Genomic DNA, 15,985 nt, shown 5'->3' with positions numbered 1-15,985 from the left:
CGAGCGCGGCGGCCGCGGCTACTCGGTCGCCTCGGGCGTCGCCTCGAGCGTCGACGCGTACCGCTCGGACATCAACGGCCCGTCCAGCGGCTCGTACCCCGGCGACGGCCGCGCCGATCGCTCCTGCCGTACGACGCCGTTGTCGTCGCCGAGTCCCCGCTGCGGGCCCTGGCAGCCCTGCGCCGCGGCGATGCCCAGCGCGACCAGCAGGGTCACCACGACGAACACGAACAGCCGCTGCCGCAGCAACTGCGGATTGGCGGGACGCCGTCCCGTGCCCGTGTTCCGGGGCGCCGGACGACCGGTCCCACTGCGCGGGGCCGGCCTGCTCCCGCTGCCCGACCGCGTGTTCCGCTGCGCGGGCGTGGGCCGTGCCCCGGCCCGGCCGGACGAGGCCGTCCCCCCGCGCGAGGGGCTGCCGCCCCGGGAGGGAGCGGGACCACGGGAGGAAGGACCGGCGCCCCGCGGCGGGGGAGTGCCCTGCCCGCCGCCCGGCTGCCCCTGTGGGCGCCGCTGGGTGCGCTCCGGATAGCCCTCGGCGAGCCGCCCGGTCGGCCGCTCCGCGTCCCCCGCGCGCGGAGCGGGCGGACGCAGCTCGGCGAGCCCCTGCGCCTCCCGGGCCGCGATCTCCTTCAGGCGCAGCGACAACTGCAGCGTGCTGGGCCGTTCGTCGGGGTCCTTGGCCAGACAGGCGCGTACGAGGGGGGCCAGCGCGTCGGGCACGCCGTGCAGCTGCGGCTCCTCGTGCACGACCCGGTACAGCATCACCTCGGAACTGCCGTGCCCGAAGGGCGAGTCACCCATCGAGGCGTACGCCAGGGTCGCCCCCAGCGAGAACACGTCCGTGGCCGGGGTGACGGCGGCGCCGCGCACCTGCTCCGGGGCGAGGAAGCCCGGTGAGCCGACGGCCGTGCCCACGTGGGTGAGCGTCGAGGCGCCCGTGGCCCAGGCGATGCCGAAGTCGATGATCCGCGGGCCCTTGGGGGAGAGCAGGATGTTGGACGGCTTGAGGTCGCGGTGCACCACCCCGGCCTCGTGCACGGCGACCAGCCCCTCCGACAGGGCGGCCCCGATGGCGGCGACCTCCGCCGCGACCAGCGAGCCCTCGTCGGCGACCTTGTCGTGCAGGGACGGCCCGGGAACGTACTGGGTGGCGAACCAGGGCCGGTCGGCGTCGAGATCGGCCGCGACGAGCCGCGCGGTGCACCCGCCCCGGATGCGCCGGGCGGCGGACACCTCACGTGCGAAGCGGGACCGGAACTCCTGGTCCTCGGCCAGGTCGGGCCGGATGACCTTCAGCGCGACCCGCTGCCCCTTCTTGTCGGAGCCCAGGTAGACCACGCCCATCCCACCCGCGCCGAGCCGTCTGTGAAGCCTGAACGAGCCGACGACGCGCGGGTCCTCGCGCCTCAGGCGCATCATCGCCATGTTCATCCCCGCTGCCCGGTCCCTGTGACGAGCCACAGCTTACGTTTCCGCGGCCCCCTGCGCGCAGAGGCCGCGCCCTCTCGGTTCGACGGATTGTCAGTGCCCGGTGGGAGACTTGAGAAGTGGTCAGGGAGCCGGTGGACAGGCGCACTTCGGCCTGACCGCGCTGCCAACCACCCGTCACAGAAGGGGGATTGAACCCGTGAAGGGTGATCGCGTGGAGATAGTCGTGGACGCGGGGGACACGACCCGCACGTACGAGGTGGTGGCGAGCAGGGCGGGCCGCCGGGTGGAGACGGCGGTGCGCCGGGGGGTGGTGGAAGTGAGCGAAGTCACCCGCAGCGGCTCCGTCGTCCGTACGGCCCGTTTCATGGCGAACCGGGTCCTGGCGCTGGTCGAGCAGCCGGTGCCGCGGGAGGACAGCTCGGAGAAAGCAGGGCACACCGGGCGCCCCCTCCGGGAAGACCCCGAGACCTAGGTCTCCGTCTCCACCCAGGGGAGTAGTCGCCCGCGCACGGCTCATCCTCCGGGAGGCCCGGCAATCGGTACGAGGGCATGACGTCCGGCATCCGCCGCGCCCGTAGATTTGAGGTCAAGCGGCGGGTGGCGCACTCGTCCCCCGAGGTCAGACACCCGCCGCTGCCAACGACAACGGAACGGTCAGGAGAGGGACCATGGCCCAGACGGCACCGCGGACACTGCTCCGCACACCTCAGCGCCGCCAAGGCCGGCGCCACCCCCTGGTGGCGACACTTATGGCCCTCCCCCTGGCAGCCCTGCTCCTCCTCGTCTTCGACGGGTGGGAGACAGTGGCCACACAAGCGTCGTCCGTGGGCGTGATGCTGGGGCGCTGAGCGGCGACCCCAGGCCCGGAAGAGCGGTCCGGGCGGGGACATCCACCCATGAAACCCCGTGGGGACGGGGGTGCGGCGGACGGCAAAAAATGCCGGCGCAGCTGGGGAGCTGCGCCGGCATTGCCATGCCCACGACGACACTCCGTGCGCAAGCCGCAGACCGGGCGTCCATACTCGCCGCCCGACCAGACGCCCCGGGACAGCCGAGCCCTCCCGGGGCAGGCATCGCCCCACTCCATTCGCCCTGCGGGCGGCAGAGGGCGGGCCTCGTACACGACCACCCGCGGCCATGCGTGGGCTGGTCGCGCAGTTCCCCGCGCCCCTTGGGGGGCGCTGCGTCTGTGGGTGTGTGGCGGCCGGGGCGGCGTCCGCCTGGGCGGGCGGTGCTGGCTCGCTTCGCCGTCCGTGCTGCGGGCATGCGTGCCGCCTGGGGCGGCACGGGTGGGCGCAGGCGGCACCCCGGTAGCGCCGGGCTGCGCGACCCCCCCGGCGGCGCAACCGGCGGCACCCGTGGACCCGGGGCCGCGCAGCTCGGGCGGTGGCAACCCCGCTGCCCGCCGCCCGAGCACCCCAGACGACGCCACCCACGCACCCGCTCAAGCCCCGCAGCCCACCCGCGTACGCTCACCCGCAGAACCACCCGCGCCCGCAGGGAGCCCCGTGACACCGAAGAACCCCCTCCTGCCCGAGCTGACCCGCGCAGCCAGGGCCACCGCGCACTCCCGCGCATCCGCCTGCCCCTGCGGAACCCCCGCCACCCTCGCCGACCGCCCCGACGGCACGGTCGTCCGCCACGCGGACACCGTCGCGAAGGCGCACGCCCCGGACACCGACCCCACCGAACTCGCCCTCCGCCTCGCCACGGCCACAGCCCTCCCCGACGTACTCCTCCCCCCGCTCACCCCCACCCCGGCCCCCCTGCACGGCCGCCTGGTGACCTGCTGGCCGTACGGCACCCCCGTCGATCCCGCATCCCCGGACGACGCCCCGTGGGAGTCCGCCGCCACCCTCCTGGCCCGCCTCCACCGAGCCCCCACTCTCGTCACCACCCCCCTGCCCCCCATGCGCGGCCCGCACAAGGCCGCAAGGGCCGTCACCCGCCTCCGCACGGCAACCGCAACGGCACCCCACCCCGCCGCACCCCCCGTCCTCCGCGCCTGGCAATCCCTTCCCGCCTGGGCCCGCGCCGAGGCCTCCACCCCGGTCCACGCCATCCCCACCCCCACACCCGCCCTCTGCCACGGCGACTTCCACCTGGGCCAACTCGTCCGCCATCCCGCCCCGCACGGCCCCTGGCTCCTCATCGACGTCGACGACCTCGGCACCGGCAACCCCGCCTGGGATCTCGCCCGCCCCGCCGCCTGGTACGCCTGCGGACTCCTCCCGCCCGACGAATGGACCCGCTTCCTGACCGCGTACCGCACGGCCGGCGGCCCCGCGGTCCCCGCCGACGGCGACCCGTGGCCCGCCCTGGACGTCCCGGCCCGCGCCCTCACCGTCCAGACCGCCGCCACCGCGATCACCAAGGCGACCGCGGCCGGCCGCCCCCTGGACGAGGTCGAGGAGTCCTTGATCGACGCATGTGTCCGAATGGCCGCCGCACCACCCGAGTTGACGTACGAATCCGCCAAGTAGGGTGCAACCGACCGCAGCCGGACAGTGTCTGTCCTGGCGATACGCGAAGCAGGACCGACCGGCGAGGAGTTGAGCCGACCATGCAGTGTCCGAAGTGCCGTGCAGCGATGCACACCTACAACCGCAACGGCGTCCAGATCGAGCAGTGCAGCGGCTGCCGCGGGATCTTTCTCGACTACGGCGAGCTGGAGGCCCTGACCCGTCTGGAGTCCCAGTGGTCCCAGCCCGCCCCGCCGCCCCCGGCCGCCCCGCAGGCCTACCCGGCCGCCCCCGCTGCCCCCGTCGCCCCGGCGGCACCCGCCTGGGGAGCCCCGCACCCCGGCGGTCACCACGGCGGCCACTACGGCCGTAAGCGCCACAAGAGCTTCGGCCACATGCTGTTCTCCAGCTGATCCACCGCACGACGAAGCCCCCGGTCGCGGCGAGCGACCGGGGGCTTGCGGTGCGTGGACGATACTGGGATTGAACCAGTGACCTCTTCCGTGTCAGGGAAGCGCTCTCCCGCTGAGCTAATCGTCCTCGGGATCACGGCCCGAAGGCCGCGGATCGGATCATGCGTGCGCGATACTGGGATTGAACCAGTGACCTCTTCCGTGTCAGGGAAGCGCTCTCCCGCTGAGCTAATCGCGCGGGTCGAAGCCTTGCGGCTCCCGAAGCCCGAAGGCCTCAGTGGACGATACTGGGATTGAACCAGTGACCTCTTCCGTGTCAGGGAAGCGCTCTCCCGCTGAGCTAATCGTCCTTGGAGGTGGAGACGGGATTTGAACCCGTGTAGACGGCTTTGCAGGCCGTTGCCTCGCCTCTCGGCCACTCCACCAGGAGTGTAGGGGTTCGGGATGATCCCCTTGCTCTTTCGAGCGAACGACGAGGTTCGAACTCGCGACCTCAACCTTGGCAAGGTTGCGCTCTACCAACTGAGCTACGTTCGCCTGTCTTTCCGTTCCGCTTGCGCGTCCCGGCGACGTGTTGAACTCTAGCGGATTCCTGGGCCAGTACAAAAACGCGTTTGTGCAGCGTGCTGCGCCGGACCTGCGCGGACCTGCCCGGACACCCGCCCAGGACGCCCGCGAAGACATGCGCAGGTCACCCGGAAGACACCCGCCATAGACTCGACAACGTGCTCGACCTCCCTCCCCTCGCCCGCTTCGGTGACCGCGTCGCCACCGGCCTCCTCGACGTCACCCATGACCCCGCGGCCCTCGACTCCACCGGCTTCTGGGCCGTCGCCGCGGACTTCGAGGGCCGGCTGACCTGCGCCCGCTTCCGTGACGTGACACGGGCACCCGTGCCCGCCCCGGTGCCGGGCGCCTGGCGGGGACCGGCAGCCGGGGACTGGACCTCCTCCCTCGACCACGCCGGATACACGGCCGGGGTCCGCCGGATCCGCGAGCACATCGCGGCCGGCGAGGTCTACCAGGCGAACCTCTGCCGGGTCCTCTCGGCGCCGGTCGCGCCCGATGCCGACGTGGACGCCCTCACCGCCCTGCTGGCACGCGGCAACCCGGCACCGTACGCAGGAACGATCCGCCTGCCCGGGTACGGCGTGGAGATCGCCACCGCTTCTCCGGAGCTGTTCCTGCGCCGGGACGGTCGGGTCGTCGAGTCCGGGCCGATCAAGGGCACCGGACGCACCGAGGCGGACCTCCTGGACAAGGACTACGCCGAGAACGTGATGATCGTGGACCTGGTCCGCAACGACATCGGGCGGGTCTGCGCCACCGGCTCCGTCACCGTCCCCGACCTGTGCGCCGTGGAGAAGCACCCGGGCCTGGTGCACCTCGTCTCCACCGTCCGCGGCGAGCTGCGCGAGGACGCCGGCTGGCCCGAGCTGTTCGCCGCGGCCTTCCCGCCCGGCTCGGTCACCGGCGCGCCCAAGTCCAGCGCCCTGCGGATCATCGACGCGCTGGAGACCGCACCCAGGGGGCCGTACTGCGGCGGCGTCGGCTGGGTCGACGCCGACCGCGGCACCGGCGAGCTGGCGGTCGGGATCCGCACGTTCTGGATCGACCGCACGGAAGGCGTGCTGCGCTTCGGCACCGGCGCCGGCATCACCTGGGGCTCCGACCCCGAGGGGGAGTGGCGGGAGACCGAACTGAAGGCGTCCCGGCTGCTCGCGGTAGCGTCGGGAGAGTACGACGTGAGTGGAGAGGGACTGAGCACGTGAAGATCTGGCTCGACGGCGGACTCCAGGACATCGAGTCCGCCCGCGTCTCGGTCTTCGACCACGGGCTGACCGTGGGCGACGGCATCTTCGAGACGGTGAAGGCGACCGACGGCAAGCCGTTCGCGCTCACCCGGCACCTGGACCGGCTGACCCGCTCCGCGCGGGGCCTCGGCCTGCCCGACCCGGACCACGACGAGATCCGGCGCGCCTGCGCCGCCGTTCTGGCCGCCAACCCGATGCCGCTGGGCCGGCTGCGCATCACCTACACCGGCGGCCACGGCCCCCTCGGCTCCGACCGCGGCGAGCACGGCCCGACCCTCGTGGTCGCCCTCGGCGAGACCACCCGCCGTCCCGACTCCACCGCCGTGATCACGGTCCCCTGGACCCGCAACGAACGCGGCGCGCTCACCGGCCTGAAGACGACCTCGTACGCCGAGAACGTCGTCGCCCTCGCCCGCGCCCACCAACACGGCGCCTCCGAGGCCCTGTTCGGCAACACGGTCGGCCAACTCTGCGAGGGCACCGGGTCGAACGTCTTCGTCGTCCTGGACGGCGAGATCCACACCCCGCCGGTCACCTCCGGCTGCCTGCCCGGCATCACGCGCGCGCTGGCCGTGGAGTGGACCGGCGCCAGGGAGACCGACCTGCCGCTGGACGTCCTGGACCGTGCCGACGAGATCTTCCTCACCTCGACGCTGCGCGACGTGCAGGCCGTGCACCGGGTCGACGACCGCGAACTGCCGGGCGCGCCGGGCCCGGTGACCGCGAAGGCCATGCGCGTCTTCGACGAGCGGTCCGGGCACGACCAGGATCCCTGACCGTCGCGGGTGCGGACGCGGGATTCGTCACGGCCGCGGATGTGGAAGCAGGATCCGTGACGGCCGCGGACGTGGAAGTGGGGTCAGGTTCCGTGACCGCCGCGGAAAAGAAGCTGACGCGGGCCTCCACCGCGGGTAGAACACCCCTGATGACCACGACCCTGCGGCCGACCGAGCCGCTTCAGCGTGCCGCCGACGGGGTGCTGTCCCGCCACTTCCAGGTGTGCGTGAACAGCCGTCCCGTCGGCGCGGTACACCTCGCGACCCACCCCGTCTTCGGGCCGACCGTCGCCGACATCCTCGACCTGCGGATCGAGGAGCCGGACCGCAGGCGCGGCCGGGGCACGGTCGCCGCGCTCGCCGCCGAGGAGGTGGCCCGCGGCTGGGGCTGCAAGCGCATCGAGCTCACGGTGCCCGGCGACGCCGAGCCCGCCTTGCGGCTGGCCACGGCCCTGGGGTACGTCCACCGCAACCGCCGCCTGCGGAAGCGGCTGCCCGCGACACCGCCCGAGCTGCCCGCCGGCAGCCGCGGCCGCCCCATGACGGAGGCGGAGTTCGGGCCGTGGCTGGAATACGGCAAGGCGCACTACGCGCAGAGCTGGATCGACCGCGGGGTGCCCGAGGACCAGGCGAGGACCAAGTCGGAGAGCGACCACGCCAGGCTGCTGCCGCAGGGCCTGGCCACCGAGAACACGCTGATCAGCGTCCTGGAGCACGAGGGCACCGCGGTCGGCACCCTGTGGCTGTCGGTGGAGGGGGAGCGGGCGTACGTGTTCGACGTCGAGGCCGACGAACGGTTCCGCGGCCGGGGCCACGGCCGCTCCCTGATGCTGCTGGCCGAGGTCCAGGCGCTGGCCGCCGGCCAAAGGGACATCGGCCTCAACGTCTTCGCGGGCAACACACCGGCCGAGCGGCTGTACGAGTCGCTGGGGTACGAGCCGGAGAGCTACGTGATGTACAAGGACCTGCTCTGAGCTCAGCCCTGTCCGGCCTCGGCCAGCAGCCGGTCCGCGATCTCCTCGACGCGCTCGCGCAGCCCCTCCTGGCTCTTGCCGCCGTCGAGCCGCTCGCCGCCGATCACGTACGTCGGGGTGCCGGTCACCCCGATCGCCTTGCCCTCGGCCTGGTCGGCGTCCACGATCAGGATGTGCCGGCCGTCGATCAGCGCGGTGTCGAACTCCTCGGCGTCCAGGCCGAGTTCCCGGGCCACCTCGACCAGGAGGCGTTCGCCCTTGCGGTCCAGCTCCTCGACCCGCTCCAGGACCGCCTCCGCGTACGGCCAGCCCTGCCCCTGCTCCACGGCCTCCTCGACGGCCTGGGCGGCCGCGAAGGAGTGCTTGTGCTTCTCCAGCGGGAAGTGCCGCAGCCGCAGATCCAGCCGGTCGCCGTAGCGGGCGCGCAGGGCGCGCAGGTCGTCGAGGGCGTCACGGCAGTCCGGGCACTGGAGTTCGCACCACACGTCGAGGACGACGGCGGGGGCGATGGGACGGACGGGGGAGGAGTCGCTCATGCGCACAGTCTCCCAGCCCCCGCCGACCGCTCCCAACCGGACCGCCCGGACGGGACGTACGCGGCCCGTCGCGGCAGGTGCGTGCCACGGACCGCGTACGACCGGACCGGCACCTGCGGAGGAGCCGACCCGGAGATGTCCCTGATCTCGGGTCGGGGCATGGCCCGGCGGGGCCCGATAGGTGCAGGATGGAAGGGACGAAAGGGCTGCGCCCGACCGAATCCCGTCTGGAGGACCGGATGATTGCCGAGACCGTCTGTTCCGCCGTCTCCGCGGCCGGCCTGGGCATCGCGGCGGTCACGGCGTACCGCAAGCGTTTCCTGTCCGCCGCCCGTATCGCCGCGTATTCGCTCGTTCCCATCGGTCTGGTGATGACCGGGATCGTCGAGTGGATGGCGGACACCGCGTTCAGTCCGACCGCGTGGGCCGGCTTCGGCGTGCTGGGCGCGGCCTGGCTGCTGTTTGCGAGCACCCGCGTGGTGGAGCGTCGCCGCGGCATCACCCGCAAGGAGCGCAAGGCGGCCCGGTCCGGGCAGCGCGAGGCGGTGGCGCCGGCGGCCTCGGCGCCCTCCCTGGGCGCCGCCTCCCGCCCGGCGACCAAGCCCGCGGCGGCACCCCGGGCCGAGGAGGACTTCAGCGACATCGAGGCCATCCTCAAGAAGCACGGCATATGACGTCCGCAGGCCGGCCTGAAACGACACAGTGGGTCCACCCACGCTCGTAATCGATCACGACCTGTACCGGACGTCACGGATTCCGACGAACTCCCGCTCTCTCCGGGCGTGTTGATCGCCACGGGGCCGTTCGCTGCGCCATCATTCGGCGCGAGATGCTGGACACGACACAGAGCGAGGCCGCGCCGCCGCAGGACGAGCCGCGCGGATGCCTCTTCGCCCTTTCCCAGCCACCGCTGATGATCTTCCTTGCGGTGATCGGGTCTCTGCTGCTCATGGCTGCGCTGCACGACCTGCTGCTGCTCTGAGCCGTACCCGCGGCCCCCGGCGCCACCCGCCGGGGCCCGCGCCGACGAACACCCCAAAACACCGCACCACCCGCCCCCTGCAGGGGCGCGGGGAACTGCGCGCCCAACCACGCCACCGCCGCACTTGCCCGACGGCCCAGCGCACCCCCCCGCGGGGGGACACCGGTACCCATAAGCGCCCCATAGGGGCGCGGGGAACTGCGCGCCCAGCCACGACGCCACCGCACGCGCCCGACGGCCCAGCGCCCCCCGCGACCGCATACCCCGCGGCCGCGCACCGCGCACCCCGCACCCCGCAGCCACCGCCCCCTACCCCGCCGCCTCCTTGCGCCGCGCCCGGTACGCGGCCACATGGAGCCGGTTGCCGCAGGTACGGCTGTCGCAATAGCGGCGCGAGCGATTGCGGGAGAGGTCGACGAAGGCGCGCCGACAGTCGGGGGCCTCGCACCGCCGCAGCCGCTCCTGCTCCCCGGCGACCACGAAGAAGGCCAGCGCCATCCCGCAGTCGGCCGCGAGGTGGTCGGCGACCGAGGCGCCCGGTGCGAAGTAGTGCACGTGCCAGTCGTAGCCGTCGTGATCGGTGAGCCGCGGAGTCGTGCCCGCGGCGGCGACCAGCTCGTTGATCAGGACCGCGGCGGCCCTGGCGTCCGGGGCCGCGAAGATCCCGGCGAACCTGCCGCGGATCTTGCGTACCGCGGACAGGTCGAACTCCGAGAGCACGCCGACGTCGCTGATCTCGTGCCTGCGCACGAAATCGGCGAGGGCCGGCACGTCCGGCAGCCCCTCCGGCGTCGCGTCGTCCTCCGGCGCGGTGTTCACCAGATCCACGACGGCGTCGAGGGCGCACCGGGTGTCGTGGGTGATCAGCACGTTTCGCTCCCTGGCATGAGGGTCGGGCGGACGCCCGCCGATGCTGGCCGATGGTAGTGGCTCCACGGCAACTCGGTCGGCCCCGAGGTGCCAGTGGTAGCCGAGAGCAACCGAGTGGCGCTGCGAGTGGTGCTGTCAGGGTCGCGGTCCCACGGACGAAAGACACCGACGCCGTCACGCGAGAGCCTCGCGTGACGGCGTCGGTGCATACCGTATGCGGTTGTCGTGGCCCGAGCCGTCTCCCCGAGTGGACGGCGCCGGGCGGCTTCGTGGGCGCCCCGCCTAGCTCTCCGCCAGGATGTGGGAGAGCTCCTGGTCGAGATCGAAGTGCCGGTGCTCCGTGCCGGGCGGCACGGCGGCGTCCGTTCGCTTCAGGAAGGACTCCAGGGCTCGCGCCGGGGCCTCCAGCAGGGCTTCGCCCTCCGGGGAGCTCAGGGCGATGCAGACGACTCCCTGACCGTGGCTGCGTGACGGCCAGACACGGACGTCGCCGGTCCCGGTGGGCCGGTGGAGGCCCTCGGCGAGGAGGTCGCGGGCGAACACCCACTCGACGGTCTCCTCGGCTCCGGTGTGGAAGGTGGCGTGCACGGCGTAGGGGTCGGCCGTGTCGTACCGCAGGCCTGCGGGGACAGGCAGGGAGGACTCGCTCGACACAACGAGGCGCAGGTGCAGCTCGCAGCTGACCGTGGTGTTCATAAGCGCCAGGGCCTTTCGCTCAGTGTGCGCTCGGGGATTCGCACGTCGGCGAAATCGACATGCCACCTACGGTGCCGTTGTAAACCCCTCTGAGTGTTTTGCGTGTCTTTACGTAACTCTTCCGGCCGAGACGCCGTTCGCGAGGTACGACCATTTCGGTGACCGGTTTCTCTCGGGTAGGGTTTGGCCGTATGAACACGGGGAGTGACGAGGGTGGCGAGGTGGCCATGGCCTCGAACAGGATCGAAGTGGACGGTGTGAAGGAGCAGCCGCTCGGCTCCAGAGCACCCGAATTCGTCAAGGCGCGCCGTCTTCTGCATCTGAGCTGGCAGGTGGGCGTCTTCATCATCGGCCTCGCCGTCGTGATCACCGGCATCATCATGCTGCCGCTGCCCGGACCCGGCTGGGTCGTGATCTTCGGCGGCATGGCGATCTGGGCAACCGAGTTCGTCTGGGCCCAGCTGGTGCTGCGCTGGACCAAGCGCAAGGTCACCGAGGCGGCACAGCGTGCCCTCGACCCCAAGGTCAGGCGCCGGAACATCATCCTGACGTCGATCGGCCTCGTGATCGTGGCCGTCATCGTCGGCGTGTACCTGTGGAAGTTCGGTTTCGAGATGCCCTGGAAGATCAAGAACCAGTGATCCGTGACGGGGGTGCGGGTGCCGGCCGGTGCTCGTCCGTGCTGGTCACAGGCACCCCCTGACATGGGGTAATGTTCTTCCTGCGCCCGGGCGATTAGCTCAGTGGGAGAGCGCTTCGTTCACACCGAAGAGGTCACTGGTTCGAACCCAGTATCGCCCACCCGGAGTCGGCGGCCCGTCTGCATCACTGCAGACGGGCCGCCGTCGTTCGTGGCCACGATCTCGACGCGCGCGGTCCCGGCGGACGGGCGCGCCACCCCGCCCTGGTCGGCGTGATCCGTCGTCCCGTCAGGCGGCGGCCCCGTGGGCGACTTTCGGCCGACCCGCCCCGCCGTGCGCCCCCTTCCGCCCTGTTCGGGCAGTCGGCCCCAAGCCTCCCACCTGCGAAGCCGTCCCGCCGGGGGTGCTCCCCGGTTCCTCGGTGGCACCGGCGCGCCGGGGCGGTCTCCAAGAAATTCCTGTCCGAATCATTGACGCACCACGAGCCCCTCCGTAACTTGTGCCAGCAAGCGCTTACTTGAAACGATTCATGCAGGCGGCGATGACGCTGCGGGGAGGCGGCCCAACCATGGGAACCAGCAGGAATGTTGAGAGGCGAACGATCCTGAAGGTGGCCGGCGCATCGGCGGCCACGCTGGGGCTGGCCGCGACGACGGGGTGCGGCGGCGACGGCAGCGGTTCCGGAAACGGGACGGTGACACTCCGTTACGCGTGGTGGGGTGGCGAGCCGCGCACCATCGCCATCAAGAAGACGATCGACCTCTTCGAGAAGAAGTATCCGAAGATCAAGATCAAGCCGGAATTCACCGACTATGCCGCGTTCTGGGAGAAGTTCCAGACGCAGGCCTCCGGCGGTAATCCGCCGGACGTTTTCCAGAATGCGGTCGGCTTCCTGCGCAAGTACGACAAGCGTGGTGTTCTGCTGGATCTCAAGACCCAGGCGGACGCGGGGAATCTGAGCCTGGAGAACTTCCGCAACGGCGTTCTGGCGAACGGTCAGGTCGACGGCAAGCAGCTCGGCATCCCGGTCGGCGCCAACACCATGGCCCTCGTCATCGACCTCAAGGCCTTCAAGAAGGCGGGCGTCGAGCCGAAGATGGGCTGGACCTGGGACGAGTACTTCGACGCGCTCCAGACGATCCAGGACAAGCTGAAGATCGCCGGTGACACCGGCTACTTCGGCATCATGTACCTCTACGACCTGTATCTCCGTCAGAACGGCAAGGCGTTCTTCACCGACTCCGATCTCGGCTTCACCGAGGACGATCTGACGCAGTGGTGGGAGGACGGCTACAAGCGCGTGCGCTCCGGGCTCGTCGCCGACCCCAAGAAGATCGAGCAGGTCGCGCCCAAGTCCGGTCTCTCGGCCGGCCTCGCCGCCTCCGAGTTCACCTGGGACAACTTCTCCATCCGCTACGAGGGCGAGGGCGAGTCGGACTACGGGCTCGCGCCGATCCCCACCACGGACGGCAAGGAGACGGGCCAGTACCTCGGTTCGCTGATGCTCAGCGGCTTCTCCGGGACCAAGCACCCCAAGGAGGTAGCCCAGTTCATCGACTTCATGGTCCACGACCCCGAGGTCGGCAGGATCATGGGCTACGACCGCGGCATCCTCGCCACGACCGAGCAGTACGAGGCGTTCACGCCCACCGACGACAACAACAAGGGCGTCAAGGCGTACGAGGAGGAGGTCGCCGCGGCCGGAGTGCTCGGGAAGATCACCCCGCACCCGTCCGGCGCCGACGTCATCGAGGCGGCGTTCCTGCGCCTCGGCGGTGAGATCGCCCAGGGCAAGACCAAGCCGGCCGACGCCGCCAAGGCGCTGTTCAACGAAGCCAAGGCCGCGTTCGCGGGCTGAGGGGACGTACCACCATGACGCTCGTCAAGGAAGCGCCCGTGCGCCTGGCCGGGAAGCGGTCCGCCGCTCCCGGTGCCGGGCGGCGCGGGCGGCGCCGCGAGAACCTCGCCGGCTACCTCTTCATGTCGCCGTGGATCGCGGGGTTCCTGCTGCTCACGGCGGGGCCGATGATCGCGTCGCTGTACTACGCGTTCACCAGCTACAACCTGTTCACGCCGCCCCAGTGGGTCGGTCTGGACAACTTCACGACGATGTTCCAGGACCCGCGCTGGCAGAGGTCGGTCGAGGTCACGCTCAAGTACGTCGTCGTGGCCACCCCGCTGAAGCTGCTGCTCGCCCTCGGCGTCGCCCTGCTGCTCGCGCAGAGCCGGCGCGGACAGGGCCTGTACCGGGCCGCGTTCTACATGCCCTCGCTCATCGGCGCCAGCGTCTCCGTGGGCTTCGTATGGCGGGCGCTGTTCTCGGACGACGCGATCGTGGACCGTTCACAGAAGATCTTCGGCGTCGAGGTCGGCGGCTGGATCGGCAACCCGGACTATGTCCTCTACGCCCTGGTGGCCCTGAGCATCTGGCAGTTCGGCGCCCCGATGGTCATCTTCCTCGCCGGCCTCAAGCAGGTCCCGCGCGAGCTGTACGAGGCCGCCGAGGTGGACGGGGCCGGTCCCCTGCGGCGGTTCTGGAACATCACGCTGCCGATGATCTCCCCGGTGCTCTTCTTCAACGTACTGCTGGAGTCCATCCACGCGTTCCAGGTGTTCGGCTCGGCCTACGTCGTCTCCGACACCCGGTGCGGGCCCGCCGACGCCACGCTCGTCTACACCTGCTACCTGTACCAGAAGGGCTTCAAGGAGGCCCAGATGGGCTTCGCCTCCGCGATGGCCTGGACGCTGGTGGTCGCGGTGGCGCTCGTCACGGCGGTCCTGTTCTGGTCGCAGAAGAAGTGGGTGCACTACGAGGAGGCCGCCAAGTGACCACTGCCACCACGCCCGCCCGGCGCACCGCGAACGAGCGGCGGCGCACCGGATCGATCGCCTGGCACGTGGGCGCGCTCCTGGTCCTCGCGGTCGTCCTGTACCCCGTGGTCTGGGTGGTCGGTGCCTCGTTCAAGCCGAGCAAGGACATCATCGCCAGCCTCGACCTGCTGCCCACCGACCCGGTCTGGGAGAACTTCTCCGGACTCGCCGACGGCATCTCCGGCATCTCCATCAGCAGCTTCTTCTGGAACTCGCTGATGTACGCGGTCCTCGCCGTGGCCGGTGTCGTGCTGTCCAGCTCGCTGACCGCGTACGCCTTCGCCAAGATCCGGTTCGCCGGGCGGAACCTGCTGTTCACCCTGATGATCGGCACGCTGCTGCTGCCGTACCACGTTCTGCTCATCCCGCAGTACGTGCTCTTCCGGAACCTGGAGCTCACCGACACCCTGGTGCCGCTCGTCGCGGGCAAGTTCCTGGCCACGGAGGCGTTCTTCGTCTTCCTGATGGTGCAGTTCATGCGCGGGCTGCCGCGCGAGCTGGACGAGGCCGCCAAGCTCGACGGCTGCGGACACTTCAGGACCTACTGGTCCATCGTGCTGCCGCTGGCCCGTCCCGCCCTCATCACCAGCGCGATCTTCACCTTCATCAACGCCTGGAACGACTTCATGGGGCCGTTGATCTACCTCAACACCCCCGAGAAGTACACCGTCTCGCTCGGCCTGATGATGTTCCGCGACCAGGAGGGCATCTCCAACTACGGCAGCATGATCGCGATGTCGCTGGTGGCGTTGATCCCGGTCATCGCCTTCTTCATGGCCTTCCAGCGCTATCTCATCGACGGCATGGCGACCTCCGGACTCAAGTAGGCGAGCGAAAGGGCTGAGGCGTTCACCATGGCGCAGGCACGCGTGAAGGCACGCAAGGAGTCCGTGTTCGGCGAGCGGTTCTCCGTCTTCGCCGAGACGCTGCTCACCGGGGTGTGGATCGCCGTGGGCTGCCTCGGAGTCGTCACGTATCCCGCCGCCTTCGCGGCCGGCGCCCGGCACCTGCGGCGCCGCATCGGCCACGAGGGCGGCGGGTGGCGGGAGTTCGTCGCGGACTTCCGGGCGGCCGTGCGCGGCGGGTGGGCCGCCGGGCTCGCCGGCTGGGCGGTGGCCGCCGCGGTCTGGGTGGACGTCCTGGCCGCCCGGGCCGGCCTGCCCGGCGGGCGGTTCGTCGGGGCCGTCGGTCTGTTCGCACTGATCGGGCTGACCGTGGCGCTGCTGCGGGCGGCTGCCGTCTGGACGCCGGACGCGTCCTGGCGGGCGCTGCTCCCGGCCGCCGTGCGCCGGACCGTGCTCGACCCCGCCGGGTCCTTCCTGATCGTCGGCGGCCTGGCCGTCGTAGCCCTGTCCGGTGCCTTCGTCACCCCCCTGGCGGTCCCCGTCCTCGGGGCCGTCGCCGCGGCGGCCGTCGCCGTCGAGGAGCGGTACCGGCGCCGCTGACCGGCGGCGCCCTCGCCACCGGGTCGGCGCCCTGGGCGCCGTACCTCTCTCTGTCATGCCCCTGACCGCAC

Annotated in this window: 18 protein-coding genes and 6 tRNA genes; 15 read left to right on the top strand and 9 right to left on the bottom strand. The window is 71.3% G+C overall.

Annotation, left to right across the window (positions count from 1 at the left end):
• Nucleotides 1-18: 18 nt before the first annotated feature.
• Nucleotides 19-1,434, bottom strand: a complete 1,416-nt coding sequence (locus ICC28_RS04085) for a serine/threonine-protein kinase (protein ID WP_223188333.1) — start codon at nt 1,432-1,434, stop codon at nt 19-21.
• A gap of 196 nt (nt 1,435-1,630) precedes the next feature.
• Between ICC28_RS04085 and ICC28_RS04080 the strand changes: the two genes are divergently transcribed.
• The 4 genes from ICC28_RS04080 (at nt 1,631) to ICC28_RS04065 (ending at nt 4,309) form a co-directional block, all read left to right on the top strand.
• Nucleotides 1,631-1,906 (top strand): hypothetical protein, encoded by a 276-nt coding sequence (locus tag ICC28_RS04080; RefSeq protein WP_188286984.1) that lies wholly within the window; start codon nt 1,631-1,633, stop codon nt 1,904-1,906.
• A gap of 196 nt (nt 1,907-2,102) precedes the next feature.
• Nucleotides 2,103-2,282 carry a hypothetical protein gene (locus ICC28_RS04075; protein WP_188286983.1) on the top strand — a complete coding sequence of 60 codons (180 nt, stop codon included), beginning with the start codon at nt 2,103-2,105 and terminating at the stop codon, nt 2,280-2,282.
• A gap of 660 nt (nt 2,283-2,942) precedes the next feature.
• Entirely contained in the window at nt 2,943-3,917 is a 975-nt protein-coding gene (locus ICC28_RS40295; RefSeq protein WP_317453954.1) for an aminoglycoside phosphotransferase family protein, read from the top strand.
• A gap of 80 nt (nt 3,918-3,997) precedes the next feature.
• A complete protein-coding gene (locus ICC28_RS04065) occupies nt 3,998-4,309 on the top strand; it encodes a zf-TFIIB domain-containing protein (protein ID WP_188286981.1) in 312 nt (103 codons plus the stop codon).
• 55 nt (nt 4,310-4,364) lie between these two features.
• On the opposite strand, the gene ICC28_RS04060 is transcribed toward ICC28_RS04065, so the two are convergent.
• The 5 genes from ICC28_RS04060 to ICC28_RS04040 form a co-directional block, all read right to left on the bottom strand.
• Nucleotides 4,365-4,436: transfer RNA gene (locus ICC28_RS04060), tRNA-Val, on the bottom strand.
• A gap of 39 nt (nt 4,437-4,475) precedes the next feature.
• Nucleotides 4,476-4,547: transfer RNA gene (locus ICC28_RS04055), tRNA-Val, on the bottom strand.
• A 40-nt stretch (nt 4,548-4,587) separates the two neighbouring features.
• Nucleotides 4,588-4,659, bottom strand: a tRNA-Val gene (locus ICC28_RS04050).
• Between the two features lies 1 nt (nt 4,660).
• Nucleotides 4,661-4,734: transfer RNA gene (locus ICC28_RS04045), tRNA-Cys, on the bottom strand.
• A gap of 39 nt (nt 4,735-4,773) precedes the next feature.
• Nucleotides 4,774-4,846 (bottom strand) — tRNA-Gly (locus tag ICC28_RS04040).
• 188 nt (nt 4,847-5,034) lie between these two features.
• On the opposite strand from ICC28_RS04040, the gene ICC28_RS04035 reads away from it, so the two are divergent.
• From ICC28_RS04035 to ICC28_RS04025, 3 genes are all read left to right on the top strand, one after another.
• Nucleotides 5,035-6,081, top strand: coding sequence for a chorismate-binding protein (locus ICC28_RS04035; protein ID WP_188286980.1), 1,047 nt, complete (start codon nt 5,035-5,037; stop codon nt 6,079-6,081).
• Nucleotides 6,078-6,899, top strand: coding sequence for an aminotransferase class IV (locus tag ICC28_RS04030; RefSeq protein WP_188286979.1), 822 nt, complete (start codon nt 6,078-6,080; stop codon nt 6,897-6,899). Before ICC28_RS04035 ends, ICC28_RS04030 begins: the two co-directional genes overlap by 4 nt.
• 149 nt (nt 6,900-7,048) lie before the next feature.
• Entirely contained in the window at nt 7,049-7,873 is an 825-nt protein-coding gene (locus ICC28_RS04025) for a GNAT family N-acetyltransferase (RefSeq protein WP_188286978.1), read from the top strand.
• A 2-nt stretch (nt 7,874-7,875) separates the two neighbouring features.
• Here ICC28_RS04025 and ICC28_RS04020 read toward each other — a convergent pair whose 3' ends face one another.
• Nucleotides 7,876-8,409, bottom strand: a complete 534-nt coding sequence (locus ICC28_RS04020) for a DsbA family protein (RefSeq protein WP_188286977.1) — start codon at nt 8,407-8,409, stop codon at nt 7,876-7,878.
• Nucleotides 8,410-8,648: 239 nt separating this feature from the next.
• Between ICC28_RS04020 and ICC28_RS04015 the strand changes: the two genes are divergently transcribed.
• The gene (locus ICC28_RS04015; RefSeq protein WP_223188332.1) at nt 8,649-9,083 is read left to right on the top strand and encodes a hypothetical protein; all 435 of its coding nucleotides are present in this window, start codon (nt 8,649-8,651) and stop codon (nt 9,081-9,083) included.
• Nucleotides 9,084-9,238: 155 nt separating this feature from the next.
• Nucleotides 9,239-9,391, top strand: a complete 153-nt coding sequence (locus tag ICC28_RS04010) for a hypothetical protein (protein ID WP_010351316.1) — start codon at nt 9,239-9,241, stop codon at nt 9,389-9,391.
• Between the two features lie 309 nt (nt 9,392-9,700).
• Here ICC28_RS04010 and ICC28_RS04005 read toward each other — a convergent pair whose 3' ends face one another.
• Together ICC28_RS04005 and ICC28_RS04000 are read right to left on the bottom strand one after the other, a co-directional pair.
• The gene (locus ICC28_RS04005; protein ID WP_188286975.1) at nt 9,701-10,261 is read right to left on the bottom strand and encodes a CGNR zinc finger domain-containing protein; all 561 of its coding nucleotides are present in this window, start codon (nt 10,259-10,261) and stop codon (nt 9,701-9,703) included.
• 282 nt (nt 10,262-10,543) lie between these two features.
• Nucleotides 10,544-10,957 (bottom strand): SsgA family sporulation/cell division regulator, encoded by a 414-nt coding sequence (locus tag ICC28_RS04000; RefSeq protein ID WP_004002642.1) that lies wholly within the window; start codon nt 10,955-10,957, stop codon nt 10,544-10,546.
• A 191-nt stretch (nt 10,958-11,148) separates the two neighbouring features.
• On the opposite strand from ICC28_RS04000, the gene ICC28_RS03995 reads away from it, so the two are divergent.
• The 6 genes from ICC28_RS03995 to ICC28_RS03970 all read left to right on the top strand — a co-directional run bounded on the left by ICC28_RS03995 (nt 11,149) and on the right by ICC28_RS03970 (nt 15,914).
• Entirely contained in the window at nt 11,149-11,598 is a 450-nt protein-coding gene (locus ICC28_RS03995; RefSeq protein WP_188286974.1) for a TIGR02611 family protein, read from the top strand.
• An 88-nt stretch (nt 11,599-11,686) separates the two neighbouring features.
• A tRNA-Val gene (locus ICC28_RS03990) sits at nt 11,687-11,758 on the top strand.
• Nucleotides 11,759-12,166: 408 nt separating this feature from the next.
• A complete protein-coding gene (locus ICC28_RS03985) occupies nt 12,167-13,456 on the top strand; it encodes an ABC transporter substrate-binding protein (protein WP_188286973.1) in 1,290 nt (429 codons plus the stop codon).
• 14 nt (nt 13,457-13,470) lie between these two features.
• Nucleotides 13,471-14,427 carry a carbohydrate ABC transporter permease gene (locus tag ICC28_RS03980; protein WP_188286972.1) on the top strand — a complete coding sequence of 319 codons (957 nt, stop codon included), beginning with the start codon at nt 13,471-13,473 and terminating at the stop codon, nt 14,425-14,427.
• Entirely contained in the window at nt 14,424-15,296 is an 873-nt protein-coding gene (locus tag ICC28_RS03975) for a carbohydrate ABC transporter permease (RefSeq protein ID WP_188286971.1), read from the top strand. Before ICC28_RS03980 ends, ICC28_RS03975 begins: the two co-directional genes overlap by 4 nt.
• Before the next feature lie 27 nt (nt 15,297-15,323).
• Nucleotides 15,324-15,914, top strand: a complete 591-nt coding sequence (locus ICC28_RS03970) for a hypothetical protein (protein WP_188286970.1) — start codon at nt 15,324-15,326, stop codon at nt 15,912-15,914.
• Nucleotides 15,915-15,985 lie beyond the last annotated feature (71 nt).

The organism is Streptomyces sp. TRM68416, assembly GCF_014596915.1.
Lineage (GTDB): Bacteria > Actinomycetota > Actinomycetes > Streptomycetales > Streptomycetaceae > Streptomyces.
This window is presented reverse-complemented; position numbering and strand designations above follow the sequence as displayed.

What these genes read in the sequence shown, in the direction of transcription:
- ICC28_RS04085 (WP_223188333.1), bottom strand. Translation starts at nt 1,434, where the DNA reads ATGAACATGGCGATGATGCGCCTGAGGCGCGAGGACCCGCGCGTCGTC.
- ICC28_RS04075 (WP_188286983.1), top strand. Translation starts at nt 2,103, where the DNA reads ATGGCCCAGACGGCACCGCGGACACTGCTCCGCACACCTCAGCGCCGC.
- ICC28_RS04065 (WP_188286981.1), top strand. Translation starts at nt 3,998, where the DNA reads ATGCAGTGTCCGAAGTGCCGTGCAGCGATGCACACCTACAACCGCAAC.
- ICC28_RS04025 (WP_188286978.1), top strand. Translation starts at nt 7,049, where the DNA reads ATGACCACGACCCTGCGGCCGACCGAGCCGCTTCAGCGTGCCGCCGAC.
- ICC28_RS04020 (WP_188286977.1), bottom strand. Translation starts at nt 8,409, where the DNA reads ATGAGCGACTCCTCCCCCGTCCGTCCCATCGCCCCCGCCGTCGTCCTC.
- ICC28_RS04015 (WP_223188332.1), top strand. Translation starts at nt 8,649, where the DNA reads ATGATTGCCGAGACCGTCTGTTCCGCCGTCTCCGCGGCCGGCCTGGGC.
- ICC28_RS04010 (WP_010351316.1), top strand. Translation starts at nt 9,239, where the DNA reads ATGCTGGACACGACACAGAGCGAGGCCGCGCCGCCGCAGGACGAGCCG.
- ICC28_RS04000 (WP_004002642.1), bottom strand. Translation starts at nt 10,957, where the DNA reads ATGAACACCACGGTCAGCTGCGAGCTGCACCTGCGCCTCGTTGTGTCG.
- ICC28_RS03995 (WP_188286974.1), top strand. Translation starts at nt 11,149, where the DNA reads ATGAACACGGGGAGTGACGAGGGTGGCGAGGTGGCCATGGCCTCGAAC.
- ICC28_RS03985 (WP_188286973.1), top strand. Translation starts at nt 12,167, where the DNA reads ATGGGAACCAGCAGGAATGTTGAGAGGCGAACGATCCTGAAGGTGGCC.
- ICC28_RS03980 (WP_188286972.1), top strand. Translation starts at nt 13,471, where the DNA reads ATGACGCTCGTCAAGGAAGCGCCCGTGCGCCTGGCCGGGAAGCGGTCC.
- ICC28_RS03970 (WP_188286970.1), top strand. Translation starts at nt 15,324, where the DNA reads ATGGCGCAGGCACGCGTGAAGGCACGCAAGGAGTCCGTGTTCGGCGAG.